At 54.1% G+C, this 25,093-nt stretch carries 22 protein-coding genes; 16 read left to right on the plus strand and 6 right to left on the minus strand.

Annotation, left to right across the window (positions count from 1 at the left end; translation table 11 throughout):
* Nucleotides 1-13: 13 nt before the first annotated feature.
* The 6 genes from ACG98I_RS00530 (at nucleotide 14) to ACG98I_RS00555 (ending at nucleotide 8,515) form a co-directional block, all read left to right on the plus strand.
* Nucleotides 14-205, plus strand: coding sequence for a ubiquitin-like protein Pup (locus ACG98I_RS00530; protein WP_394717583.1), 192 nt, complete (start codon nucleotides 14-16; stop codon nucleotides 203-205).
* A 6-nt stretch (nucleotides 206-211) separates the two neighbouring features.
* The gene (gene pafA / locus ACG98I_RS00535) at nucleotides 212-1,648 is read left to right on the plus strand and encodes a Pup--protein ligase (RefSeq protein WP_394717584.1); all 1,437 of its coding nucleotides are present in this window, start codon (nucleotides 212-214) and stop codon (nucleotides 1,646-1,648) included.
* Nucleotides 1,649-1,672: 24 nt separating this feature from the next.
* The gene (locus tag ACG98I_RS00540; protein WP_394717585.1) at nucleotides 1,673-3,727 is read left to right on the plus strand and encodes a helix-turn-helix transcriptional regulator; all 2,055 of its coding nucleotides are present in this window, start codon (nucleotides 1,673-1,675) and stop codon (nucleotides 3,725-3,727) included.
* A 54-nt stretch (nucleotides 3,728-3,781) separates the two neighbouring features.
* Nucleotides 3,782-4,279: a Sec-independent protein translocase subunit TatA gene (gene tatA, locus ACG98I_RS00545; RefSeq protein ID WP_394717586.1), complete on the plus strand. Its 498-nt coding sequence runs from the start codon at nucleotides 3,782-3,784 to the stop codon at nucleotides 4,277-4,279.
* Between the two features lie 237 nt (nucleotides 4,280-4,516).
* Complete coding sequence (gene tatC, locus ACG98I_RS00550; RefSeq protein ID WP_394718043.1) at nucleotides 4,517-5,578, plus strand: twin-arginine translocase subunit TatC; 1,062 nt, start codon at nucleotides 4,517-4,519, stop codon at nucleotides 5,576-5,578.
* Between the two features lie 84 nt (nucleotides 5,579-5,662).
* Complete coding sequence (locus ACG98I_RS00555; protein WP_394717587.1) at nucleotides 5,663-8,515, plus strand: DEAD/DEAH box helicase; 2,853 nt, start codon at nucleotides 5,663-5,665, stop codon at nucleotides 8,513-8,515.
* On the opposite strand, the gene ACG98I_RS00560 is transcribed toward ACG98I_RS00555, so the two are convergent.
* Nucleotides 8,512-9,207 (minus strand): trypsin-like peptidase domain-containing protein, encoded by a 696-nt coding sequence (locus tag ACG98I_RS00560; protein ID WP_394717589.1) that lies wholly within the window; start codon nucleotides 9,205-9,207, stop codon nucleotides 8,512-8,514. The genes ACG98I_RS00555 and ACG98I_RS00560 overlap by 4 nt on opposite strands.
* Before the next feature lie 62 nt (nucleotides 9,208-9,269).
* Here ACG98I_RS00560 and ACG98I_RS00565 point away from each other — a divergent pair, with 62 nt between their 5' ends.
* Nucleotides 9,270-10,403, plus strand: a complete 1,134-nt coding sequence (locus ACG98I_RS00565; protein ID WP_394718045.1) for a M24 family metallopeptidase — start codon at nucleotides 9,270-9,272, stop codon at nucleotides 10,401-10,403.
* A complete protein-coding gene (locus ACG98I_RS00570; protein ID WP_394717590.1) occupies nucleotides 10,390-11,166 on the plus strand; it encodes an SDR family oxidoreductase in 777 nt (258 codons plus the stop codon). Before ACG98I_RS00565 ends, ACG98I_RS00570 begins: the two co-directional genes overlap by 14 nt.
* Before the next feature lie 3 nt (nucleotides 11,167-11,169).
* On the opposite strand, the gene ACG98I_RS00575 is transcribed toward ACG98I_RS00570, so the two are convergent.
* Nucleotides 11,170-11,946, minus strand: coding sequence for a cobalamin biosynthesis protein CobG (locus tag ACG98I_RS00575; RefSeq protein WP_394717591.1), 777 nt, complete (start codon nucleotides 11,944-11,946; stop codon nucleotides 11,170-11,172).
* 93 nt (nucleotides 11,947-12,039) lie between these two features.
* Here ACG98I_RS00575 and ACG98I_RS00580 point away from each other — a divergent pair, with 93 nt between their 5' ends.
* The 4 genes from ACG98I_RS00580 (at nucleotide 12,040) to ACG98I_RS00595 (ending at nucleotide 16,552) form a co-directional block, all read left to right on the plus strand.
* On the plus strand, nucleotides 12,040-12,657 hold the full coding sequence (locus tag ACG98I_RS00580; protein ID WP_394717592.1) for an FxsA family protein: 618 nt from the start codon (nucleotides 12,040-12,042) through the stop codon (nucleotides 12,655-12,657).
* A 115-nt stretch (nucleotides 12,658-12,772) separates the two neighbouring features.
* Nucleotides 12,773-14,377, plus strand: coding sequence for an apolipoprotein N-acyltransferase (gene lnt, locus ACG98I_RS00585; RefSeq protein WP_394717593.1), 1,605 nt, complete (start codon nucleotides 12,773-12,775; stop codon nucleotides 14,375-14,377).
* A gap of 60 nt (nucleotides 14,378-14,437) precedes the next feature.
* Nucleotides 14,438-15,355: a polyprenol monophosphomannose synthase gene (locus tag ACG98I_RS00590; protein ID WP_394717594.1), complete on the plus strand. Its 918-nt coding sequence runs from the start codon at nucleotides 14,438-14,440 to the stop codon at nucleotides 15,353-15,355.
* Between the two features lie 36 nt (nucleotides 15,356-15,391).
* On the plus strand, nucleotides 15,392-16,552 hold the full coding sequence (locus ACG98I_RS00595) for an ABC transporter ATP-binding protein (RefSeq protein WP_394717595.1): 1,161 nt from the start codon (nucleotides 15,392-15,394) through the stop codon (nucleotides 16,550-16,552).
* 100 nt (nucleotides 16,553-16,652) lie between these two features.
* Here the strand turns inward: ACG98I_RS00595 and ACG98I_RS00600 are convergent, their stop codons facing one another.
* The gene (locus tag ACG98I_RS00600; protein ID WP_394717596.1) at nucleotides 16,653-17,039 is read right to left on the minus strand and encodes an RNA polymerase-binding protein RbpA; all 387 of its coding nucleotides are present in this window, start codon (nucleotides 17,037-17,039) and stop codon (nucleotides 16,653-16,655) included.
* A gap of 220 nt (nucleotides 17,040-17,259) precedes the next feature.
* Between ACG98I_RS00600 and ACG98I_RS00605 the strand changes: the two genes are divergently transcribed.
* From ACG98I_RS00605 to ACG98I_RS00615, 3 genes are all read left to right on the plus strand, one after another.
* Nucleotides 17,260-17,598 (plus strand): hypothetical protein, encoded by a 339-nt coding sequence (locus ACG98I_RS00605; protein WP_394717597.1) that lies wholly within the window; start codon nucleotides 17,260-17,262, stop codon nucleotides 17,596-17,598.
* Between the two features lie 6 nt (nucleotides 17,599-17,604).
* Entirely contained in the window at nucleotides 17,605-18,315 is a 711-nt protein-coding gene (locus ACG98I_RS00610; protein WP_394717598.1) for a YceI family protein, read from the plus strand.
* Nucleotides 18,316-19,149: 834 nt separating this feature from the next.
* Entirely contained in the window at nucleotides 19,150-20,520 is a 1,371-nt protein-coding gene (locus ACG98I_RS00615) for an MFS transporter (RefSeq protein WP_394717599.1), read from the plus strand.
* Between the two features lie 104 nt (nucleotides 20,521-20,624).
* Here the strand turns inward: ACG98I_RS00615 and ACG98I_RS00620 are convergent, their stop codons facing one another.
* Both ACG98I_RS00620 and ACG98I_RS00625 read right to left on the minus strand, forming a co-directional pair.
* The gene (locus ACG98I_RS00620) at nucleotides 20,625-21,209 is read right to left on the minus strand and encodes a toxin-antitoxin system toxin subunit (protein ID WP_394717600.1); all 585 of its coding nucleotides are present in this window, start codon (nucleotides 21,207-21,209) and stop codon (nucleotides 20,625-20,627) included.
* 286 nt (nucleotides 21,210-21,495) lie between these two features.
* Nucleotides 21,496-22,791: a class I SAM-dependent methyltransferase gene (locus ACG98I_RS00625; protein WP_394717602.1), complete on the minus strand. Its 1,296-nt coding sequence runs from the start codon at nucleotides 22,789-22,791 to the stop codon at nucleotides 21,496-21,498.
* 242 nt (nucleotides 22,792-23,033) lie between these two features.
* Between ACG98I_RS00625 and ACG98I_RS00630 the strand changes: the two genes are divergently transcribed.
* Nucleotides 23,034-24,389, plus strand: coding sequence for an NAD(P)/FAD-dependent oxidoreductase (locus tag ACG98I_RS00630; RefSeq protein ID WP_394717603.1), 1,356 nt, complete (start codon nucleotides 23,034-23,036; stop codon nucleotides 24,387-24,389).
* 85 nt (nucleotides 24,390-24,474) lie between these two features.
* Here ACG98I_RS00630 and ACG98I_RS00635 read toward each other — a convergent pair whose 3' ends face one another.
* The gene (locus tag ACG98I_RS00635; protein ID WP_394717604.1) at nucleotides 24,475-25,077 is read right to left on the minus strand and encodes a class I SAM-dependent DNA methyltransferase; all 603 of its coding nucleotides are present in this window, start codon (nucleotides 25,075-25,077) and stop codon (nucleotides 24,475-24,477) included.
* Nucleotides 25,078-25,093 lie beyond the last annotated feature (16 nt).

Raw genomic sequence — 25,093 nt, forward strand, 5'->3', positions numbered from 1 at the left:
TTAAGGAGTGACCATGTCTACTAATCAATCACAGGTTTCTAGCTCGGGCGGCGGAAACAACAATAATGAGGATGATGTCCAGGCTGCTGGCCAGGTGCAGATCAACACCACCGGCACTGATGACCTGCTGGATGAGATTGATGGTCTGCTGGAATCCAATGCTGAAGAGTTCGTGAAGTCTTATGTTCAAAAGGGCGGCCAGTAAGCCCTCATGAATTTTCAAAGACCGAAGTCACCGGTGTACGCCCGGCGAATTATGGGCATTGAGACGGAATATGGCATCACCGCTATCTCTGAGCCGCAGCAGCGGCGACTGACCCCAGATGAGGTCGCGCGCGAGCTTTTCCGTGAAGTCGTGGATAAGCACCAAGCGACCAATATTTTCACCGAGAATGCCTCCCGTCTATATCTCGATGTGGGTTCGCATCCTGAGATTGCGACAGGGGAGTGCGATAGCCTTACCCAGCTGCTCAATTATGAGCGCGCGGGTGATGCCATTGTTAATGAGATGGCGAAGAAGGCAGAAAAGTCACTGCAGGATGCCGGTCTCGCGAAGTCTTTGATCTTGTTTAAAAATAACGTGGATTCACAGGGCAATTCTTATGGTTGCCATGAGAACTATCTGATCTCGCGGCACATGGTTCTGCGGGAAATTTCCAGAACACTGATGCCATTCATGATTACCCGTCAGCTAATCTGCGGCGCGGGCATGATTTCCCCGGAGAAGGAGAAGGCAAATAAGCCAGCACGCTTCTTGCTCTCACAACGCGCAGACCAGGTCTGGGAGGGCGTGTCTTCAGCGACGACGCGTTCACGTCCCATCATTAACACTCGCGATGAACCCCACGGCGACTCTTCTCGCTTTCGCCGCATGCACGTCATCGTGGGCGATTCCAACATGGCTGAGCCAACCTTCGCACTCAAGATTGGCTCGACACAGCTCATGCTGGAAATGATTGAAGCTGAGTTCGAACTCCCGAACTTAGAGGTCGAGGATCCGATTGCTCATATACGTGAAATCGCGGGTGATATCACTGGTCAAACAGAAATTAAGCTCGTTGATGCTTCGCCAATGACAGCTTTGGAAATCCAGGAAGCATTGCTCAAACGCGCTGAAGCTTGGCTCGAAGTTCGTCCTGATCAGGGCACTCCCACAGCTGAGCTCGCCAAGGTAGTAGACCTGTGGAAGCGTGCACTGGAAGCGATCCGCACTCAGGATTTCTCGAAGGTTAATACTGAGATTGACTGGGTCATCAAACATGAACTGCTCCAGAAGTACCGGGATCGACTGAACTGCGATTGGTCACACCCAAAGCTGGCTCAGGTCGATCTGACTTATCACGATATTCGGCCAGGACGTGGTCTCTATGACGTTCTCATGCGCAAGGGCATGATTGCGCGCTGGACCAGCGATGAAGACATTGCGAAATCCATCGACCTTCCACCGCAAACCACCCGCGCGAAGATGCGTGGTGAGTTCCTCGTACAGGCACGCAAGCATCAGGTTGATTTCACAGTGGATTGGACCCGACTCAAGGTCAATAAGCCGGAACCGACGGTTGAAGAGTTCGCGGATCCTTTCATTTCAGAAGATGAGCGCTTAGCTGGGTTGTTAGACTACATTGTAGAAAATAGGCGGGATCAATAGTTCTACGAAAGGTCGAACACACGCATGGGTACACAGCGTCATTCAGCGCCCAGTGGCGGGCTCGGTTCCGCTGACAAGCCAATGAAGGCTAATGCTGGCTCCGAGTATGTGGCGCTTGCTCGGCATATCAGCTTGTACCTTGCTCTATTGGCCGCAGCATCGCATAGTGGCAATGCAACCCGTTCGACCGAGTGGATTCGCAAGAGCGTTGAAGGCTACAAGGGTAAGTCTGATGAAGCCTTCGACAAGGCTTTGCGTCGTGATATCGATACTCTGCGTCACGCCGGTATTCCGATATCTCACTCGCGTGATTCTTCTGGACACACGCACTACCAACTGCTTGTCGATCAATACGCTCTGCCGGATGTGCAATTCACCCCCGAAGAAGCCATGGTGCTCAGCGTTGCTGCAGGTTTTGGCAACACCGGCGGCCTAGCGGACTTTTCACAGTCTGGATGGACAAAGATTGCCGCCTCCGGCGCATCCCGTTCACAGGCTAGTATCCCAGTGCATGCGGCTGTCTCAGATATGACGCTGGTGCAGCCCATCATTATTCGGGATATCAACACCATTATTCGTTCCGGTAAGCGCATGCGGTTTGATTACAAGCGTCAGCCAGGTGTTGCGGCTGAGCGGCGCACAATGGACCCGTGGGGCTTAGTGACGCACCATAACCGGATGTATCTCGTTGGCTATGACATCGATAAAGACGCACCGCGTGTCTTTCGTATTCTGCGAGTCTCACGCGTGCGCGTCCGCGATGAAAATGCCACGCATCAGCGCAGCGACGAATCCTTGCAGCAATTGGTCAAGGAAGCACTCGTACGTGCCCAGACCTCAGCTATCGTTCAGGTCGATGAAAACAAGGCCTATGAGCTGGTTGAGGACGCAAAGCTAAATGATGACGGCACTTTCACCCTTAAAGATGTCTCCATCGATTGGCTCGTGCGGACTACATTGGCTTTCGCGGACTCAGCGGAAGTACTCGCTCCAGCAGACATTCGCCGTGCGATTGCCGATCTTGCTAAACAGGCCGCGGAACCATTATTCGATTCGCTCGATGACGAGCCCTATGCCTGGCGTGAAGATGAGGAAGAAGCTGCAGCACCTCAGACGTCAACGGTCAGTCCCCGTGTGCATCGGGTTGTTCGGCTCGCCAATGTGATTCCTTATTTCCGCCGCCATCCAGATAAGTCGATGATGGAAGCAGCAGCGGATCTGGGAATGACCTATGAAGAAATCTCTGCAGCTCTCAATACGCTCTTTGTCTCTGGTGCCACCCAGAATACCGAGGACTTAGTGGATCTTGCTTGGGATTTCCGCAAGGTGGACATTATTGATAGCCAGGGGATGGACAAGCCTCTACGTCTGACTCCGACTGAGGCGAGCGCGCTGCTTCTGGCGTTGGAGTCTTTAGAATCTATGCCGGGACTGATTGATCCACAGGCAGTTCAATCAGCCGCGGACAAGATCCGCGGCATCATGGATAAAAAGACCGAAGGAATCTACGATTCCCTGGCCACAACTCCACCTCAGGAATCCCAGGTGCAGTCCGCGCTAGCAACGGCGATAGATACCAATAAAAAGGCGCGATTCGAATATTGGTCTTCCAGCGCCAATGATTCAAGCTTGCGAACCGTTGATCCGGCTCGTGTATTCCTGGCTGACTCAGAGCTCTATCTCATCGCCTGGGATGATTCCCGTGACGCCCACCGCACATTCCGACTCGATCGCATGCGCAATGTTGAAGTACTTGATATGGATGCGACCCCCAATTCGGCGGTGATAGCCATCGATCCAGCCGATCCTTTCGGATTTAGTTCCAGTGAAAAGGCCATGATGTATGTCTCAGAAGATGCTACGTGGATGGCTGACTATCACGACATAGAATTATCCAATTCTGCGCGAAATAGCTGGATTGAGGGTTCTATGCCAATTGGCAGCGAAGCTTGGTTCATTAGATTTGCATTGAGTAATGCTGACAGAATCAAAGTGATTAGCCCTGAAAACCTCAGAAGTGCCATTTCGGAGAGCGCGAAATATGCCCTCGATCGATATACTCAACAAGAAGATAAGTAAAAGGCTGCGCGTGCCCAAAAAATAAGGTACACGCCCGATCTCTGGAGTAAGTTCATGGCTGGTCTAGGTGCCGTAGAAATCATCCTCATTCTTGTGGTAATTGTGTTGCTATTTGGTGCACGAAAATTGCCGGACTTGGCGCGTTCGGTTGGCCGTTCCATGCGTATTTTCAAGTCTGAGGTCAATGAAATGACCAATGAGAACAAGTCTCGCGAAGAGAATAAGCCTCAGGCTGAACTCGAAAAGGGCGGTGACAATGACCAGTTCTGGCAGTCCCCAGATATGCAGCCACGCCAGCAAGAGCAGCAATCCCAGCCACAACAGCAGCAGTACTGGGAGCACCAACCTCAGCAGGGAAATCCTCAGCAACAGGGCTACCAGCAGGGAAACCCTCAACAAGGCCAACAGCAGAACTGGAACCAGGGGCAGCAGCCACAGCAAGGTTTCCAGCAGGGCTCCCCTCAGCAAGGCCAGCAGAACTGGAACCAACCTCAGCAACCTCAGCAGGGATTCCAGCAGGGTAATAACTACCCACAGCAGCCTCAGCAGTAGTAGCGCGCACGAATTTCATCCACCCCACCTTGATTTGCGTCTGTAGTTGCTCAGGGTGCGGTGGTTATTTTATGGGTAAGGGATTAATGAAACATGGCTAACGGCATGCCCCCACAACACTCAGGCAGAGTCGAAAAGCATCCCGGGGCACCTTCACCTACAAAGCGCGGTGTCATGACTAGGCTCAAGGAGTCGAACCAAAAGCGTCGCGCTAGAAAGGCGAATAAGACCGGTGAGATGACTCTGGTGGAGCATCTCCAGGAGCTCCGTCGTCGCATCATCGTGTCGTTGATTGCTCTTTTCATCGGTAGCATCGTTGGTTTCATTTGGTACCAATCAGCTCCCTTCGGCATGCAGCCTTTGGGAGAGATTCTCCGCGGTCCTTATTGTGACTTGCCAGAAGAGCAGCGCGCGGTATTCACCGCAGATGGTGAATGTCGACTGCTAGCCACCAAACCGTTTGAGATGTTCATCTTGCGAATTAAGGTTGCTGCACTGGCAGGCGCGGTTTTATCCTCTCCAGTATGGCTCTACCAGATCTGGGGCTTTATCACCCCAGGTCTTTATAAGAACGAGAAGCGGGGGACTTTCACCTTCGTCGCATTAGCAGTAATTTTGTTCGTCACCGGTGCAGTCTTGGCTTACTACGTTATGGTGTTTGGCCTGGAGTTTCTGGTTGGAATTGGTGATGAATTTGGCATCACTGCACTGACCGGAAACGAGTACTACAACTTCCTTTTGGCATTCTTAGTAATTTTTGGCGTCAGCTTTGAAGTGCCTCTGGTTATTGTCATGCTTAACGTGGTGGGATTACTCGAGTACCACCAGGTGAAGGATAAGCGTCGATACATCATCGTCGGAATCATGATTTTCGCCGCTTTTATGACACCTGGTGGCGAGCCCACGTCGATGATTATTCTCTCAGTCGCTATTTCAATTCTGGTGGAACTGGCATTCCAGTTCTGCCGCTTCAATGACAAGCGCCGTGGCCGCAAACGTCCTGACTGGATGGACCTGGATGATGAGCAAGCTTCCGGCCCAATTGCTTCAGCGTCCCCAATTAGTTCTGATGGCGGAATCGGAGCAGTCCAGCCGATCGAACCAGCCGCGCCATTGAATGACTTCCAGGCTCCTGCACAAAACGGTGGTTTCAATTATCAACAGCCACCGGCTAACCCACCAACAGCAAATCCAGGGCCTCGGCCAAATAATGGATCTAACAATGGACCGAATAATGGTCCTTACAATGGTGGGCCTAATGGACCAGCCGCCGGCAACGCATTTGATGACGTACTCTGAAAGCTGGAATTAGCGCAGTTTCCGTTTGTGGAAACTGCGCTCTTCTTTTCGCATGACCTGCAGGTACCGGGTAGTGTTGCAACTATGAATTACCCGCATCTTGAGGAATTTTCAGCAGCGTTGTCACATCCCCTGGATGAATTCCAGATCGCGGGCTGCCAGGCAGTAGAAGAAGGTCATGGTGTCCTGGTTTGTGCCCCAACGGGCGCCGGTAAAACCATCGTAGGTGAGTTTGCTGTATCTCTCGCGTTGTCACAGGGCACCAAGTGCTTCTACACGACACCAATCAAGGCACTCAGCAACCAGAAGTACCATGACTTGGTTGAAGAGCATGGTGAACAGGCAGTTGGACTCTTAACCGGTGATGTCTCAATTAATGGTGGGGCAGACATCGTCGTGATGACCACTGAGGTATTGCGCAACATGATCTATGCGGACTCCAGCGCGCTCGACCGCTTGACCCACGTGGTGATGGATGAAATTCACTTCCTAGCAGATGCTTCGCGCGGCGCGGTGTGGGAAGAAGTCATCCTGAATCTTGATGAATCTGTTTCCATTATTGGTCTATCCGCCACAGTGTCCAACTCCGAAGAATTCGGTGATTGGCTATCCACGGTGCGCGGTGATACCAAGATCATCGTCTCCGAACACCGCCCGGTTCCGCTGGACCAATGGATGCTGCTTTGGCGCAGAATTTTCCCGCTCTTTGAGCCTGGCACAGACGGCCGCGTGAACTCTGAGTTGGAGCGAAAGATTGCACGTCTGGAATCTGGCTCCAATGATGATGGCCGTGATGACTATAAGTCTGGCAAAGGCTTCCGTGCCCGTGCGGGACACCGTGGTGGTGATGACCGAAACGGACATGGAGGGCGAGATGATCGCCGTGGCGGACAGCGCGGGGGACACCATGGTGGGCGTTCTGGCAATCAGCGCCCACAAGACCGGTACCGCCCATTGGGTAGGCCGGAAGTCCTGAAGATCTTGCAGGGGCAGAATATGCTGCCGGCGATCACCTTCATTTTCTCCCGTGCGGGTTGTGATGGCGCGCTCTATCAATGTCTGCGTTCCAAGATGTCGTTGACAACCCCTGAAGAGGCTGAGGAAATTAAGGCAATCGTTGACGCCGGCGTAGAAGGCATTCCAGAAGAAGATCTACAGGTCCTTAACTTCCGTCAGTGGCGGCAGGCGCTGTCGCGGGGTTTCGCTGCACACCACGCAGGTATGCTGCCAGCCTTCCGTCACATTGTCGAGGACTTATTTGTTCAAGGCTTAGTTCGAGCAGTATTCGCGACGGAGACTCTTGCGCTGGGCATCAATATGCCGGCGCGAACGGTCGTATTGGAAAAGCTCATCAAATTCAATGGTGAAGCCCATGTGGATCTGACTCCTGGCCAATACACCCAGCTCACTGGCCGTGCGGGCCGTCGTGGCATTGACACCATCGGTAATGCGGTCGTGATGTGGGCACCAGCGATGGACCCACGTCAAGTTGCAGGACTCGCTTCAACCCGTACCTATCCACTTATTTCCACGTTCGAGCCTGGCTATAACATGGCGATTAACCTGCTGGGAATGCTTGGATACCAGGACTCGCTACGCCTTTTGGAAAAGTCTTTCGCGCAGTTCCAAGCCGATGGCTCAGTCGTGGAGGAGTCCCGCGAAATTGAACGTGCTGAGCACCGCGTCCGGGATCTGCGCTCACAACTGGATGAGCTCATTGGAATTCTTGCACCGCCAGCACCGGATGATGATGACGCAGCGGACATGCTCTTGGAATATATTGACCTTCGGCGCGAGCTAACGGAGGAAGAGCGGAAATCTAAGGAAAATAAGAGTAAGGAACGCAATAAGGAAGTCGTCGCAGTCCTGGGCAAACTACAGATCGGCGATGTCATCGCTATTGCTGGCAAGCGTCAGCCCACCCTGGCGGTTGTAGCTACGCCTGCTAATCAGACTTCCGATCCACGCCCGTGGGTCACCACAGAGACCGGTTGGTCAGGGCGCATTGATGCCAGCGGCATTGATAACCCACCTATCGTCATGGGGCACATGAAGCTGCCGCGCCACGTGACTAAGAGTCCACGCCGCAGTGCCAAGTTTGTTCAAGACCAATTCCGCCGCCAGCACTTTGACCGCCCCAAGCGGATGAAGGCCAAGCCCCGGAGCCGCCCGAACCCACAGGTGGGGATGCTGCGCGACGCTATTCGCTTGCACCCGGTCCATGAGTGGCCGGCAACCGACCGTGAACAGCTCGCCGGTCTAGCGCAAAAGCTGGCACGGCGTGAGCGTGACTTGAAGAAGTTGACCTCCACGGTGGAACGCGCAACGGATACTTTGGGTAAGAGCTTTGAGCGCATCGTAGATCTGCTTGCACAGATGGATTATGTTTCCTTTGAAGGCCTTGGAGAGGACCGGACCCCTGTCATCACTGATGAAGGTGAGCGCCTGGCACTGATTCATAATGAGTGTGACTTGTTGGTGGCGCAATGCCTTAAGCGCGGCATCTGGGATGATTTGGATCCGGCAGAGCTGGCCGGTGTGGTGTCCATGTGTTCTTTTGAAAACCGTAAGGAAACCGGCGGTTCACCAGAAGCGGCAACGGACCGGATGGCTGAAGCCATGAACGCTACCTATCGTATCCATGCGGAGCTCACTGCTGATGAGCAGCTACACAAGCTGCCGTTGACCCGCCAACCAGAACCAGGGTTCTCATTGGCGCTGCACCAGTGGGCAGCCGGTGCACCACTGGGCTATTGCATGTCCGCAGCGGCAGAATCCGGTGCGGAACTCACCCCGGGTGACTTCGTGCGCTGCTGCCGTCAAGCAGTAGACCTGCTGCAACAAGTGGCAAAGACAGGCTATTCCGATGAGATTAAGGCCAATGCCCGGCGCGCTGTGGACGCGATCCAGCGCGGGGTTGTGGCAATCGGCTCTTAAAGTTCTTTCATAGCTAAAAGGCCTTCTGCCGCCCGGCGTAAGGTCTTTCTGTGCTTGGGCAATTGGGCAACCGTCGCAAGACCAAGGTTGACTCCCATGGGGTCAAGTACGAGAGATTGTACGGCGCTGATGCTCGGCAGTTCGGTGGTGGCGTTATCTCCGCTCAGTGTCAGCACGGCGCCGCCGGAGTCACCTTTGATTGCTTTGGGCGTATTTATTTGAATGGCGGCGGGTCGCACGCGGGTTTCAAAGCCACGGGAGTAGGTCAGCGGTAGTGGAAGCAGTACGGTTCCGTTTTTGACCATGGCGTACTTAGAGTTGCCGCCGTAGCCTAGGGTGGCAGTTTTTGTTCCTGGTGTCAGCGAACGTGAGCCAATGCCTAATAGCTGTCGCATCGGAGCGGGGCGTTGTAGAAGTGCGAGTGCGATATCGGTTCCGTCGATGGCACGGACGGCCGAAAGCTTTCGGTTTAGGCCACGCCCGCGTACATAGAAATCACCAATCGGGGCGGTGCGGAAGAAGTGCGAGCAGGTCAGCACCAGGGACGTGGAAACTTTTTCCATGGTGGGTTCAAGGTCCTCGGCGATGAGCATGCCTGAGCAATACCTGCGTCCGTTACTGATCCGCACGGTTGCCCCGTGGATATCGAAAGTAGATGGATCGGTTTCTTCCAACCATTGATGAATCTGCACCAGTCCCACACTAGTCATTTCTGGTGGGGCGAGAAATGGCCATGAATATTAACGCGTCTATCATGGGCGACATGAGTTCTTTAATTGCTTTTGCACCTGATGTATACGAAAAGCGCCTTCACCGGGCGCAGGAATTGACCAAGGCTGCAGGCATCGACGCCGTGGTTGTGGCCACCGGTGCAGACTTCTTTTACCTCACCGGTTCAGACTTAGCTTCCCATGAGCGTCTGACCACCTTGATTATCCCAGCAGAAGGTAAGCCACAGCTCTTTGCACCGAATACGGACATTGTGGATTTGAACCTTTCGCCAGTGCCGAACTTAAGCGTGGAAGTGCATGGTTGGAATGATGGCGATGACATTTATGGCCAGGTCGCAGATTCCATCGGTCGCGAGGCTAAGACCGTGGCGGCAACCTCGGCGCTTACCGCCGATCATCTCTTTGAGCTGCAGGGCTTAGTTGGGAAGCAGTGGGTGTTGGCTAATACCGCGCTGGCAGAGCTCTTTTCCTCGAAAGACGCCGCAGAGATCGATGAGCTGCGTAAGGCAGCACAGGCTATTGACCGCGTGCATGCCCAGGTCCCGGAGCTGCTGCAGCCCGGCCGCACCGAGCGTGAGGTCGCAGATGATCTCACTGAGTTGATTCTTCAAGAGCACATTGCGGTGGACTTTGTCATCGTCGGCTCTATGGAAAATGGTGCCAACCCGCACCATAGCTTCTCCGATCGGGTAATCGAGGATGGCGATCCCGTCGTGGTGGATCTCGGCGGCACACTGGCTTCCGGCTATCATTCAGATTGCACCCGCACCTATGTCGCTGGCGGCGATATCTCGAAGGCTCCCGAAGATTTCCTGCAGGCTTATACCGTATTGCAAGACGCCCAGGAACAGGCACGCAACTTTGCCCACCCAGGTCGCACGGCGCAGGAGATCGATGCATCGGCACGTCAGCCTTTGAGCGAGGCCGGCTATGGCGAGTACTTCTCCCACCGCTTGGGCCACGGTATTGGCTTAAATTTGCATGAGCAGCCATTCATTATCAACGGCAATGAGCTAGAAATTAAGGAATCAATGGCCTTTTCCATCGAGCCAGGCATCTACATTCCGGGCAAGTGGGGCATGCGCATCGAAGACATCGTCACCACGACTGCCGATGGCATCGAATCACTCAACCAGGGTCCACGTGAGCTCCGCTAAGAATCCCGGGGCACTGCTCATCCTGGGCGGTCGCAGTGACATCGGCGGTCAGCTCGCACGCCGTTTAGCGCCCGGCCGTGAGGTCATCCTCGCTGCCCGCGGGACACACGGTTTAGCCGAGCTTTCCGATGCCCTCTTATCCGTTGGCGCCACAAGCGTCCATCTGCTGGATTTCGATGCGGTGGATCTCAAGGGGCATCGGCAAGCATTAGCTCAAGCACAAGAACTGGCAGGGGAGATCACCTGTGCGGTGGTGGCCTTTGGAATCTTGGGCGAGCAGGACAAGGCTGAGCATGATGAACAGCATGCGGTCGATATTGCGATGGTGGACTATCTCGCGCAGGTATCCATGCTGACTGTGCTCGCCGATGTCATGGCATCAGGCCACATCATCGCCTTCTCATCTATTGCCGGGTGGCGTGCTCGCCGGGCGAACTATGTCTACGGCTCTACCAAGGCCGGCCTCGATGCTTTCTGCCAGGGTCTGGCAGACAAGCTGACGATGGATAATTCGAAGGACTTAAGCCTGATTACGGCGCGTCCGGGCTTTGTGATTGGCTCGATGACCGAGGGCATGGATCCCGCACCGATGTCAGTGACTCCGGAGATCGTGGCAGATGAGATCGCCCAAGAGATTTCGCGTCAGCACGCTTCCGGAAAGCTCTTGCGAAGCCGCACGTTATGGATCCCAGGGCGTCTGGCCATACTGGCATTCATCATGCGCCTAGTACCGCGCCCCATCTGGAGGCACATGCCGCGGTAACCCTTAGGTTAAGAAGGGGGAGCTGGCGTCGAAGATCAGCCCGCGTGGGGCAAGGACGCGGACCACAACATCGGCGTCACCCTCCGCTAGGTCGTGGAGAACAAGGCTGCGCCACGGCGTGATGCTCACTGGCACTTCCATACGTCCTAAAAGCTCGGCGATATCAGCACTAACAATGCCCTGATACACACCTACACCAAGCTCGACTCGACCCTCAGGCATGTGGTCCGCCAACCAACCAATGGGCAATGCAGAAGTCTGCGGCTGCTTGTCCTCCAGACTGGAGACATCAAAAGCCTGTAGTAGCTTTGCTACTTCCTGCGGAGCCTCAGTGACGGTCGTCAGAATTTCAGAATCTGCAGTGTTGACGCGCACTTGTGATGACGAACTATCAACATGGACGCACACGTGCGGATTTTGCCCCGCAATGGCGCCATCACCGGCATCAACTCCCACTAAGAGCTTGTCAGTTGTGGACTCCGGAACCGCTTGACCAATGACTCGTGCCAACTCACGCGCACGAGAATCCAGTGGGGAAGCCACCACGCGACATGCTGAGGTGTGCAGGGAAGTGCCTTCGAGACGCTGGATAGCTCCCTGGTCATCCGTGATGCCGTGCAGCTCCATGGAGCTATGCGCTGCGAGATAGACATTAGAATCCGCGAACTCGCGTGCAGCATCAGCAATCTCTAACCAATCCTGTGACGTTGTGACACCACCTGCCGGAAATAGCTTGAGGGTAGTGGAGTCGGCAGCAGAGGAGATAATTGGTTGAGGCATGGGGCAAATTCTACTACTTCCATGCAAATGCACAGCATGTACTCATCTCGTGTGCACATGGGTAAATGTAGAATGAGAAGCACTATGCCGTTTATGCTTCTCCTATTTGCCTATATCGTCCTTGAAGGTTTGACCTTCATGGGAATCGCTCAACTCATCGGTCTTGGTTGGACCCTGTTGTTGCTGCTGGCCACCATGCTCTTTGGAATGACCATCGCCAGCCTCGAGGTGCGCCGCATCATGAGCAAGAATGTCACCCGCACCAAGGATGGCTCCGTCATGATGGAAGATGCCACGCCTGGCAAGACCGCCGGCAACGTTGGTCTTACTTTGGCAGGTGGCGTCTTCCTCTCGCTGCCTGGTTTCCTGACTACCTTTATCGGCATCTTCCTCATCCTTCCACCAACCCGCGCACTACTACGCACCATGCTCTCGGTACGCCTCTTTAAGTCCGTCGAAAACATGGGTGTGCGATTCTATGATGCTTCACCCATGTCCGGGCAGCACTCAAGTTATGGCAGCTTCGGTAACTTCGCTGGCCCTGCAGGCTTCGGACCACAATCAGGCGGCACTGCTCAAGGCTCAGCTTCTCAGCAACCGGAGAATCACGAAGTCATCGATGAAGAAGAGATTCGTAACTGGACCGAATCACTCAACCCTGAAGATTTCGGCAAGGCAGACGGCGACGGCCCTTCCGGCACCAATAAGTAATTTGAAGTAGCCGAAACTGCTTATCTGCTCCCAGTTGATTCACGTCAGCTGGGAGCAACTTTGTTAGGTGGGCGGCGCAACGGCCATTTTTGATAAAAGGTGATAATAATTAGGGGTGCTTCTATTGCTTCGCATCCTCCTTGCCGGTGTCGGCGGCGCCGCGGTGTATTACTCCTATGAGCCTCATGGCCTCTGGCTATTGGGCATTATCGGGATCACCGCACTTTTTATCTCTCTAATGCCTTGGCGCAGTAATTTCATTAGCGCCAAAGCAGGCGGACTCGTCGCCTTTGTTCACGGGTTTGTTTCTTATGTGCTCTTGCTGCCGTGGATCGGTGAACTCGTCGGCGCATTCCCCTATATTGCGCTGGCATTCTCGCTGAGCTTATACGCGATCCTCACTGGTGTTTTCGGTGTCTTCATCGCACGTCTGCGCTTGGGCTTTGTGCTCTTCCCGCTGTTTTATCTCGCGGTGGAACTCCTGCGTTCCTCAGCGCCTTTCGGTGGCTTCTCGTGGGTTCGGTTGGGCTGGGGCCAAATCAACGGCCCACTAGCATTCCTGTCTTCCTGGGGCGGTCCGGCACTGGTTACTGTCGCGGCGGCCATCATCGGCACCAGCATTGCCGCGCTGCTCTTCGGACCGCCACGCCAGCCGGTTGCTCCACAAACAGTGGAAGAGAATCCACTCGTACGCCTTGGGCATGATGCGGAAGCCGAATCCGGTACTTATGGTGTACGTGCACTGGCATTATTTACCGGACTTATTCCTTTTGGCCTGGCGTTTTTAGCACAACATGGCGTTAATCAGCCTGAACACACCACTGATACGGTCAACGTCGCAGCCATCCAGGGAAACGTCCCGCGCCTCGGTTTGGAGTTTAATGCTCAGCGCCGCGCAGTCTTGGAAAACCACGTCAACGTCACCCAGGAACTCGGCGAATCCGGAGAGGACGTAGACATTGTCCTGTGGCCCGAGAACTCTTCCGACGTGAATCCTTTCCTCGACCAGCGAGCTGCCGACATGATCCAAGCAGCAGTCGCGGCAGTAGAGGTTCCGATTCTCGTGGGAACCCTTACCGTTGATGAGGTTGGTGAACGAAACACCATGCAGGTATTCGAGGCCGATGGCACACCAGGGGAGTACCACCACAAGAAGTACCTCCAACCTTTTGGTGAAACCATGCCCATGCGTGATTTCTTCGCCATGTTCAGTGACTATGTTGAATTGGCAGGCAACTTCCAACCGGGTGATGGCCCCGGTGTGGTCAATATGTCAGACATCGTCGTCGGCATTGCCACTTGCTATGAAGTGATCTTTGATGATGCCTTCCGCACAGCTATTGAGAATGGCGCACAGATCCTCACCAGCCCAACGAATAACGCCACTTTCGGCTTTTCTGACATGACCTATCAGCAGCTAGCCATGAGCCGTATGCGTGCGATTGAAACTGACCGCGCGATGATTGTCCCAGCGACCTCTGGGGTTTCAGGAATCGTGCATCCAGACGGCACTGTCTCACAGCAGACAGAGATTTTTGAGGCTGATTATCTGGTAGAAGAACTACCTCTACGGGACTCAGTGACCTTCTCCATGCGCTATGGATGGTGGGTGCAACTAATCCTCGTTGTTATCGGCGTCATAGGCGCAGGGTATGCTTGGATGGTAAAACGCGAACGACGCATGTCACCTAAAGCCAACCAGCCACTCGTTCATGCATAATAAGCTAATAAATTTCATTCGCGTCAAGATATTTTCCCAGACTAAGGAGTACCAAACCCAGTGACTTCTCCACAGACTGCAATCTCAGATACCACCTTGGTTATCATTCCAACCTTTAATGAGATTGAGAACCTGCCGTTGATCACCAAGCGCGTGCGTGAAGCAACGCCCGAGGTGCACATTTTGATCGTGGATGACAGCTCACCAGACGGTACCGGCGAATTGGCGGATAAGCTTGCTGCTTCGGATGACCACCTGCATGTCATCCACCGTGAGAGCAAGGATGGCTTACTGGGAGCTTATATCGCGGGTTTCAAGTGGGGTCTCGAGCGCGATTACCAGGTGCTGTGTGAGATGGATGCTGATGGCTCCCATGCACCTGAGCAGCTGCACCTGCTGCTGGAACAGATTGATGAAGGCGCAGACCTCGCTATTGGTTCGCGTTACGTACCAGGCGGCGAGACCGTCAACTGGCCAGCTTCCCGTGAGTACCTCTCACGTTTGGGAAACATCTACATTTCCGTAGCGCTAGGCGCTGGTCTTTCTGATATGACCGCCGGTTACCGTGCTTTCCGCCGCGACCTTTTGGAAGCTATCGACTTCGATGAACTTTCCGATGCAGGCTATATCTTCCAAGTGGATCTCGCTTTCCGCGCTGTCAAGGACGGCTTTGATGTTCGCGAGGTGCCTATCACCTTTACCGAGCGTGAGCTGGGTGAATCCAAGCTGGATGGCTCCTTTGTTAAGGATTCATTGTTTGAGGTCACCAAGTGGGGTGTTGCCCACCGCAGTGAACAGGCAAAGGATGCCTATGAGGACATCACGCCGGTTCTCAAGAGGTTTGTGGATGACTCTGGTGTCAAGCAGGTTCCTTCTAAGGTCAGCGATGCTGCAAACTACGTTGGTGACTTTGCCGATGAAGTGTGGAAACTGGCGAAGCACACCATTAATGACATGCGAGACAGTGCAAAGCGCTAGGCTTCTAGCCACGACAATCAACGCATAAGGACAACCATGGCTCACGTAGTTTTTGACAACGCCACTTGCACCTACCCAGGCGCTGAGCAGCCTTCGGTGGATAAGTTCAATCTGGAAATCGCCGATGGCGAGTTCCTCGTTCTCGTCGGCCCTTCCGGTTGCGGCAAATCCACCACATTGCGCATGCTCGCTGGCTTGGAGCAGGTGACTGATGGTTCGATCTCAATTGGGGACAAGGACGTCACCAATATTGAGCCACGTGAGCGTGATATCGCCATGGTTTTCCAGAACTATGCTTTGTACCCGCACATGTCGGTGCGCGACAACATGGGTTTCGCGTTGAAGATGGCGGGCAAATCCAAAGCTGAGATCAACCAGCGCGTGGAAGAAGCAGCAGAGACACTTGGGCTCACTGAGTTCCTCGACCGTAAACCTAAGGCTTTGTCTGGTGGTCAGCGCCAGCGCGTAGCCATGGGCCGCGCAATTGTGCGTAACCCACAGGTCTTCTTGATGGATGAGCCACTGTCCAACTTGGATGCAAAATTGCGTGTGCAGACCCGCACGCAGATCGCCGCACTTCAGCGTAAGCTCGGCGTCACAACCGTTTACGTAACGCACGACCAGACTGAGGCGTTGACCATGGGCGACCGCATTGCGGTGCTGAAAGATGGCAAGCTACAGCAGGTTGGCAGCCCACGTGAACTCTATGACACCCCACGTAATACTTTCGTAGCGTCATTCATTGGCTCACCAGCGATGAACCTTTCTACCTTCAAGGTTGATGCCCAGGGCGTCGCACGACACGGTGGCGCCGTGTTTGAACTTCCCGAGAACGCACGTGCAGCAATCAGCGCAAGCGGCGAATCTTCGGTCATTATCGGTTTTAGGCCCGAAGGATTGGAGCAGATTTCAGGACCTGAGCAGCGTCCTGCGGATAGCCACGGCGTAGTTTCCTTCACGGTAGATTTCGCCGAGGAGCTTGGCAGCGATACTTACCTTTATGGCCACATTGCATCTTCTGGCGAGGATGCCACTTTGCCATCCTCTGCAGCACCAGTGGCAACTGCCAACATCACTGACGTTGTTATGCGCGTTGCGGCAAACTCCGATATACAAGCCGGTGAAACTATCCACGCAGCCATTGTTACCGGCGGCATGCACGTATTCTCCGCAACCACCGGCGAGCGTCTCAACTAAAGCGTTCAAGCTGAACGCTTTGAACCAATAAGAAACGGCACCTACCAGAATCTCCTGGTAGGTGCCGTTTCTTATTGAGCTAAAGCGCTATGAATACTGACTACTTAGCGTTCTTAGCCTGTTCTTCCTGCTGTTCCTTCAGCATGCGTGCTGCAGAGCGACGACGCTTGCGAAGAGCATCAATGCGCTGCTCAAGCAGAGCATCCAATTCTTCGATGGAACGACGCTCACGCAGCATGTCCCAGTGGGTACGTGGTGGCTTGACTGGCTTGGACTCTACGCCTTCACCCTCAACCAGGGTTCCCCAAGAACCGTTCTTGCACAGCCATTCCTCTGGAACTTCTGCATCATGTGCGAAAGGAACCTCGTAAATCTCACCAGCTGCAGTACGGTACTTGACCATATTGCGTGGAGCGAGATCGTGGTCGCGGTCGGTTTCGTAGCTTACAGCGCCCATGCGGCTGCCACGGAGTACGCGATCTGCCATTTGCGACATCATCCTTTACATCTAGGGATAGGAGAGTGCGGGTTCGGTGCAAACCCACAACGCCTTCTCATTAAATAGAGCTATAAGTATAACGGATAAGGATGCGAAATTGTTCCCAGCCGGCCAAAGTCTTACTATTTGCATGGTGATGAGTCACTCAACCACAGCACCAAAGCGGACTCGCTAGATTGAATGTAAATGGACTAAGGTAGGTACAGTGATGCGTACTTCTGGTCAAGAAGGTGAGAAACAAGCTTGCCTCTGGTGCGGTAAAACCGTGATTAACCAGGGGAGAGGAAGGCCAAAGAAGTATTGTAGCCCGGCATGCAAACAGCGCGCATATGAAAAGCGGACGGCACTTCAAGACTTTGCAAACAACGATAAAGCCTTGACTCTTTCGCCAGAGCGTGCAGTGCGATTGCATGATGGACTCTTTGAGCTTCGTTGTTCTGCGGAAGATATTGCTACCGCCATCGAAGAAGGCGCACCCGCGGCAGAGGTACGACACCTGTGTGATGAGTTGGTGGGTATAGCCCGCCGAGTGGAAGAGTTGAGATAAAACCCAATGTTGAAGAAGATTTTCTACAACCGCAAGATTATGGTCCCTATTTTCCTGGTGATCATTATTGGATTAACGCTAGTAGCGTTTTTCCCCATGATTTATACGCTCATCATGGGTTCAGGGGTGAAGACTGAACCGATTAACGCTGAGCGAACCAGTCCAGCATCAACTGAGCTTGATGGCACCTGGGAAGTTGTTCAAGGCAACGGACATAATTACACCTCAGTGGGCTTTACCTTCGCTGAGATTCTTCCTGCTGAGCAAACCGTAACTTCAGGTTCAACCAAGGATGTCACCGGCCAGGCAAAGATTTCCGACGGGGTTGTCGACTCTGCGGCGATAACCGTTAACATGGAAGACCTAACCACGGACAAGCAGGTCCGCGACCAGAACATGAAGGACAAGCTCTTTGAGACCTCCACGTGGCCAACCTCAACCTTCGAGCTAACCGAACCACTGGACCTCAACAGCTTGCCCGAGGATGGCTCACTCGGCGAGGTTGAAGTAACCGGCGATCTCACCATTAAGGATCAGACCCAATCAATCACCGCGCCATTTTCGGCTGTTCGCGATGGCGACACGATCGTTCTTGGCGGCGACCTTCCAATCAACCGCTTGGACTACAACGTGATCACGCCAGATATGATCGCAGCCAAGATTGATGAAGAAGGCGACGTTAATATCCGACTGACTCTAGAAAAGTCAGAAGGCTAAATTCGCCCGGCACGCAATGAGCTGCTATAAACCCCTAATAACGTCACAGTGACGTTATTAGGGGTTTATTCGTGCATTTGGATAGTAGTGGGAAGATCGACTCATTTAAGCAAACCCGGCTGAACCCAGGCAGAGTCCCGACACAGTGACGACATCTGCGCGAGAAATACTTAAACTGATTTAGGCGTAGGACGCTCAAACAGAGACGCATGGACACATGGGCACTGGATTACGCCCAACGGCTTGACCATCAAGGGAGCAACGAATACCTACGGCGTGCACAGATATCACAACGGGACGAACCCAATCGAGCACAAACGGTAAGTCAGAGAGCGCTACACAGACCAGAGTCCGTACATGAAATAATCGTCACCAGCTGGGCGCCCAAAGCGGGGTAAATAATAACTTCCCCTTTTGTCCGATAATGTACATTATGTCATTTTAGACTCGGACACACTCTCCCGGGTTTGAGCTTTGGACATTCTGGACAACTGTTGATTCCGGCAATTCCATCCTGTGCCACCTGCCCCTCGACCAAGTGCCATTCACGTATAAACGTGTAGTTCTGGGCCCTCGTTGGACCTTAAAGGAAGACTTTCAGGCGATATTGCTCGGTGACATCCACAATCGCGCTGCGCACGCCTTTATTTACGGGTGTAACTTATCCAATAATCTTTGACCTTTTGTTCTCCAGGCGATACGCTAAAAGTCTCACCAAATGAAATGGATAGACCAATTGGTGAGATAATTGGTTATTCTCCCTGTTCATAGCTGGACTTGCCGTTACATCGGCATCCCATCTACTGAAATTTCTATTATGAAAGTGCCGACATTATGACATCCTCAGTTAAGACGGACGGAACCGCAAGTTCCACCGCTGCCAAACTGACTCCTCGTGACCGTCGTCGTGTGGCGTTCGCGTCCACCATCGGCACCACGATTGAGTTCTATGACTTCTACATTTATGCCACCGCGGCCGTAGCAGTCTTCCCCCTACTATTTTTCCCTGCCTCTGAGAACCCTACCGTGGCCTTGCTGCAGTCTTTCGCGACCTTTGGTCTAGCTTTCGTCGCCCGTCCTTTGGGCTCGATTGTTTTCGGCCACTTCGGTGACCGCATTGGCCGCAAGGCCACCCTGGTTGGCGCGCTGTTGACCATGGGTATTGCAACCTTCATCATCGGTTTGCTCCCGACCTACGCTACCGCAGGCATCATCGCACCAGCACTGCTGGCACTTATGCGTTTCTGCCAGGGCTTGGGTCTGGGCGGCGAATGGTCCGGCGCGGCCCTACTCGCGTCGGAAACCGCCGAAGAAGGCAAGCGTGCATCGGCAGCCATGTGGCCACAGTTCGGTGCGCCATTTGGATTCTTCCTGGCCAACGGCCTCTTCCTCATCCTGGTATCTGCCCTGGGCTACACCCGCGGTGATACCACTGGCCCATTCATGGAATGGGGCTGGCGTATTCCATTCCTGGCTTCCGCAGTGATGGTTCTCATTGGCCTTTATGTTCGTTTGAAGCTGGAAGAAACCCCTGTCTTCCAGAACGCTGTCGACCAAGGCAAGAAGGTTAAGTCCCCACTGTCTGAGGTTTTCAAGACCGCAGGCAAACCAATGTTCATTGGCACCTTCGTCATGGTTGGCTGCTACACCCTGTTCTACCTTGTCACCACATGGATTCTATCCTTCGGTATTGGAGACCCATCCCAGGGATTGGGACTGGGCATTGAATACACGGACTTCCTCCAGCTGCAGCTGGTGTCCATCTTCGCGTTCATTGCCGGCATCCCAGTTTCATCCATCTTGGCTGACCGTGTCGGCCGCAAGCCAGTTCTTGGTGTCGTTTCCGCGCTCATCGTCGTCTTTGGCTTTACCTTCACCCACTTCTTGGCCATCGACATCGCGACCGAGGCATCCGTACTGGCGTTCTTGACCATCGGCATGTTCCTCATGGGACTTATCTTCGGCCCAATGGCATCAGTACTGCCAGAACTCTTCCCTACCAACGTCCGCTACACCGGTTCCGGTATCGCCTACAATGTCTCATCCATTCTGGGCGCAGCGATTGCACCATTCATCGCTACCTGGCTGGTCGCAGAGGTTGGCGTCCACGCAGTGGGCTACTACCTAGCTATTGTGTCTGCCATCTCCTTCATCGCCGTGATGTGCATGAAGGAATTGTCCAAGCAAGACCTCAACGAGGTCTAATCTCCCTACTTTCCTTGGACATGAAAATCCGCCCGCATCCAAAACTTATGGTTCTGGATGGGGGCGGATTTCTCTTGAGTTTGAGCTAGCGCAAAGCTGCTGCGTTAGTTCTTAGCCGCAAGGTCGTAGTGTGCCAGCTGGCATGGGTAGTAATTCTCCAGCTGTACGTCCTTGATGTTGCCGCCCTCTAGCGCGATCTCGAGGCGGTCCAGGATGAGCTCCCATTTTGGAGCAATCAATCCAATCTGGTCCTCTACCCCATCAACGCTGTGGTGGAATTCCAAGTAGGTCTCATGGTTATCTTCCTCGGTGAGGTAGAAACGCAGATCCAAGTCATGGCCCTGGTGGTCATTAACCGCCAAGTGCAGGTAGGTGTACGGATTCGACTCAGCGATGGTGACATCGTAGCTAGTCTCAATATCATCCGCGGTTACGGAGAGATGCAAGGTATCGCCCTTGGTGTGGCAGTTGCCAAACCAGCGGGAAATACGGGCAGCATCCTCGAGGTAGCCCCAAATAACTTTGGGAGACTGAGGCATCTCCCTTGAGATGACGATCTGACGTCCGTTATCGGTCTCTTCGATATCACCAGTTGGCTCGAAGTTCTCGACATCGAGTGCATCCCTGGCAGGCGCCACAGCCACGGCATTGCCGCGACCGAGGCTCCGCGAAGCACGCTTTTCAGACACTTAAACAGTCTCCTTAAATAGATACTGCATTGAGAAATACGGTTAGGGGCTAAGAAAGGGGCCTTGAACAGTGGATAAGGCCCCTCAATCTAAGCTTCTTTTTTAAGCAGGAACCAACCCTAGCCCTGAAATCGGCGCAGGTGGTAACAATCCGGCACTTTACCCCCGTTCGGAGGGAATCAAAGGGTGTCGCCAGCTGGGGAAAGTGTCCAAATCCCCTGCTCGCTGCACGACGTCGATGCTGGCGCCATCACTGCTCACGCTGTCGGTGCTTGCACCCACAGCGCTAACGCCTACCACCCCGGTGCCGGTGGATGGCAGTAAACGCAACGGAGTCGATCATGCCAAGCGATAGCAGTGCTTCACGCAGAGCGAATTGATAGGTCCACAGGCGGCGAAATACTTGGTCGAATCCGGCGGCTGCAGCTTCGCGTAGGCGCCCATCAAAGAAGGAGCGTTCATGGCGTAGGGATGCTTTGTAATGGGTTCCCACGTGAGTGTGCTCAATGACGCGCAGGCCGGAATTGCGTTCTAGGAGTTTGTGGACGTCGTGAGTCGTGGGATATTCCATGCCGGGCCAGATATAGGCACGCAAGGGTTGCAGCGCGGAGTGTGCTGCTTTGGACATGGTTTCGGTGGCAACGGTGGATTGCAGGACCACGCGGCCGGTCCCCACCAGCGCCCGGCTAATGGTCTGAGCAAAGGCTTCACGTTGCTTGGGGCTTAGTGCTTCGAGCTTTTCGATGCTCACGATCGCCTCATAGCGGCTGTGCAATTCTCCGCGACGCGGGATGCCATCATCCAGGCTAACGCAGGCAACGGAGTCTTCTACGCCTTCCAGTACCAATTGCTCATGCAGATATGCCAGGTGCGCGTCATCCGGGGAGGCAATATCTACCGTCGCGCGGCGGGCGGCGGCCGAGACAGCTACCTGCGCGCCGGAAGCCGGGTAAACCAGCATGTGGGTACCCACGTTGGTCTTAGTCATATCGCAGAGCTGCTCGGCCCAGCGACGCTGCGCATCAGCGAGGTCCTCACGGTCGACGGTGTCATCGGGTTCGGCCACGGTTGTCACGTCGACGAAGTGAGGTTTGCTATTTTTATTCACCCCGCGTGAGTATGTCGGCCAGGATTCGCGGACCGTGGTCGGCACTCCCGAAGTAAAGGCGCCGCCGTGATGACTCAAACCATCTCCCGAATAGAGTGCAACCAGGTCACCGGGCAATTCACCGCCGAAGGCTTCGGAGATCGGAACATGCTTTGTTGCTGGGTTATATCCCACTTCCAACAGGCGTGTGAGAACTTTAACTAAAGCTGAAGAATCGGGAGTAGACCACTCCCCGGCCATAAAAGACTCGGCAATTCCTAGCCAACCGCTATGCGCGATGCGAGCAAACAAAGCATCATGATGAACGGTCAAATCTGGTTCATCTTCCAAAGAGAGTCCGGCATTTGCGCAGGCTTTAGCAAATTCGGCCTCCGCACGCCGTGCCTTGACCCCAGTTAACAAACCACTAGGGGTTGAGGCGATACCTGGCCATGCATCGTGATCGATGCTCGACAAATGTTGGTCTGTGGCCATCACTGCCTTCCTCTTACGCGCCGCTGGCTGGGAACATAGCGGGGAAATGCCAGCGAATTTTTCTTTAAATGACTATCGTTTAGTCCGAGATACGATGTTAGTTATCAAACGCACAATCCTTAGTAGGCTTGCCGCGATAGACATAAGGCACAGGCTTTACTAACTAGTCTTTCAGGGATTTCGGATCTAGACTACTTGTGTCGAAAAATTACTTATTACTATAGGAAGGTTGCTCCTTCGCAATGACTGATGCTCCATTTCGTCCCAACGGTGGTCGCCACCACGTCGTGATCATCGGCGCTGGTCTGGGTGGCATGTCTGCCGCACAGAAGCTCAAAGGTGAAGACGTTGACGTCACCGTAATCGATATGAAAAACCACCACCTGTTCCAGCCAATGCTGTACCAGGTAGCAACCGGCATGATTTCTGCCGGTGAAGTTGCACCTTCCGTCCGTCAGCTGCTGCGTAACCAGGACAATGCCAACTTCGTCAACGCTGAAGTCACCGACATTGACATCAAGGCACAAACCGTGACCACCGTCAATGATGAACTGACCCGCGTTTTCGAGTACGACTCCCTGATCGTTGCTGCTGGTTCCGGCCAGTCCTACTTCGGCAATGACCACTTCGCTGAGTTCGCTCCAGGCATGAAGACCTTGGATGACGCACTTGAGCTGCGCTCCCGCATCATCGGTGCTTTCGAGAAGGCAGAGCTTACCGATGACCCGAAGGAGCGCGAGCGCCTGCTCACCTTCATCATCGTTGGTGCTGGCCCAACCGGTGTTGAGTTGACCGGTCAGATTGCTGAGCTGGCAAACCGTATCCTGAAGGATACCTACTCCAATTTTTCCACTGCATCCGCAAAGATTTACCTCTTGGATGGCGCTCCACAGGTCTTGCCACCATTCGGCAAGCGTTTGGGCCGTAAGTCCCAGCGTGCACTGGAGAAGCTCGGAGTTGATGTTCGTCTGAACGCAATGGTGACCGATGTTAATGAAGAGACCGTCACCTACAAGAACATGAAGGACGAGTCCGTTCATGAGCTGCACGGCGCGACCAAGATTTGGTCCGCTGGTGTTGCCGCTTCCCCACTCGCACGCCTGGTTGGCGAGCAGGCTGGCGTTGAGGTTGACCGCGCAGGCCGCGTCTCCACCAATGAGGATCTGACTGTCGGCGAGTACTCCAACGTGTACGCGATTGGTGACCTCATGGGTCTCAACCGTCTGCCTGGTCTGGCTCAGGTGGCAATGCAGGGTGGCGCTCACGCTGCCAAGCTGATTGTTGCCAAGGTCGATGAAGAGTCCACCGTCAATGAGAAGGAAGCCTTCGACTACTTCGATAAGGGCTCCATGGCAATCATCTCCCGCGGCTACGCTGTGGTGAAGATGGGCAAGACCGAGTTCACCGGCCTGCTGGGCTGGTTGGCATGGTCCGGCCTGCACTTGGTTTACCTGCGTGGTGTCCGCAGCCGTTTGGCAACCCTGGTCAACTGGGGCCACAACATTCTTAGCCGCAACCGTGGCAACATTGAGATCACCAAGCAGCAGGCATATGCCCGCAACGTGATTGATAACTCCAAGAAGCAGGACGTGAAGTAAAAGCTTCACTGCTTCGGAAAAGCTAAGCGCTCCTAGTCTCTCCCGTATTTCACGGAAAAAGACTAGGAGCGCTGTGCTTTTTGATTTATCCCAGCAGGGAGCTTCCGGGGCGTGCCAGAACTGCCACTAGGAAGGTTGAGTTCTGGTTGAAAACATTTAGCTCCCACGAGGAGTATTTGAATTCGACTCGGAAACCGACCTTTTCTACCAGCGCCAAGAACTCATCGAACGTCCAGCCGCGGCCTTCGCCGAAACCGACAATGAAACGTCCACCAGGAGCCAATGCGTTGAAGATGTTGCGCAATGCGCCCTCGCGGCCTTCCTGCTCTAGAAAGCCCATGACGTTGCCAGCGGAAATTGCCAGATCGAAGTCGGATTCAGGGACCTCATCATTCGACAGGTCGCCAACCTCCCACTGCACATCAGGGTGTTCCTCGCGGGCATAGTCAATCAGGATGGGATCAATGTCCATGCCCACCACGTTGTGGCCTTGCTTGGCCAAATAGCCACCGATGCGTCCAGTGCCGCAGCCGGCATCGAGCACCTTGGAGCCGCGCTCCAACATGGCATCGGCGGTGCGTGCCTCGCCGTAGATGTCTTTGCCCTGCGCTGCAAGCACTTTCCACCTGCGGGCATAATTGTGCGAGTGCGAAGGGTCTGCTTCCGTAAGTTCTTTCCAGGTAGGCATAACAATAAGTATAGGC

Origin of the sequence: Corynebacterium sp. L4757, assembly GCF_043673995.1 — a bacterium.
In the GTDB taxonomy this organism is placed as follows: Bacteria; Actinomycetota; Actinomycetes; order Mycobacteriales; family Mycobacteriaceae; genus Corynebacterium.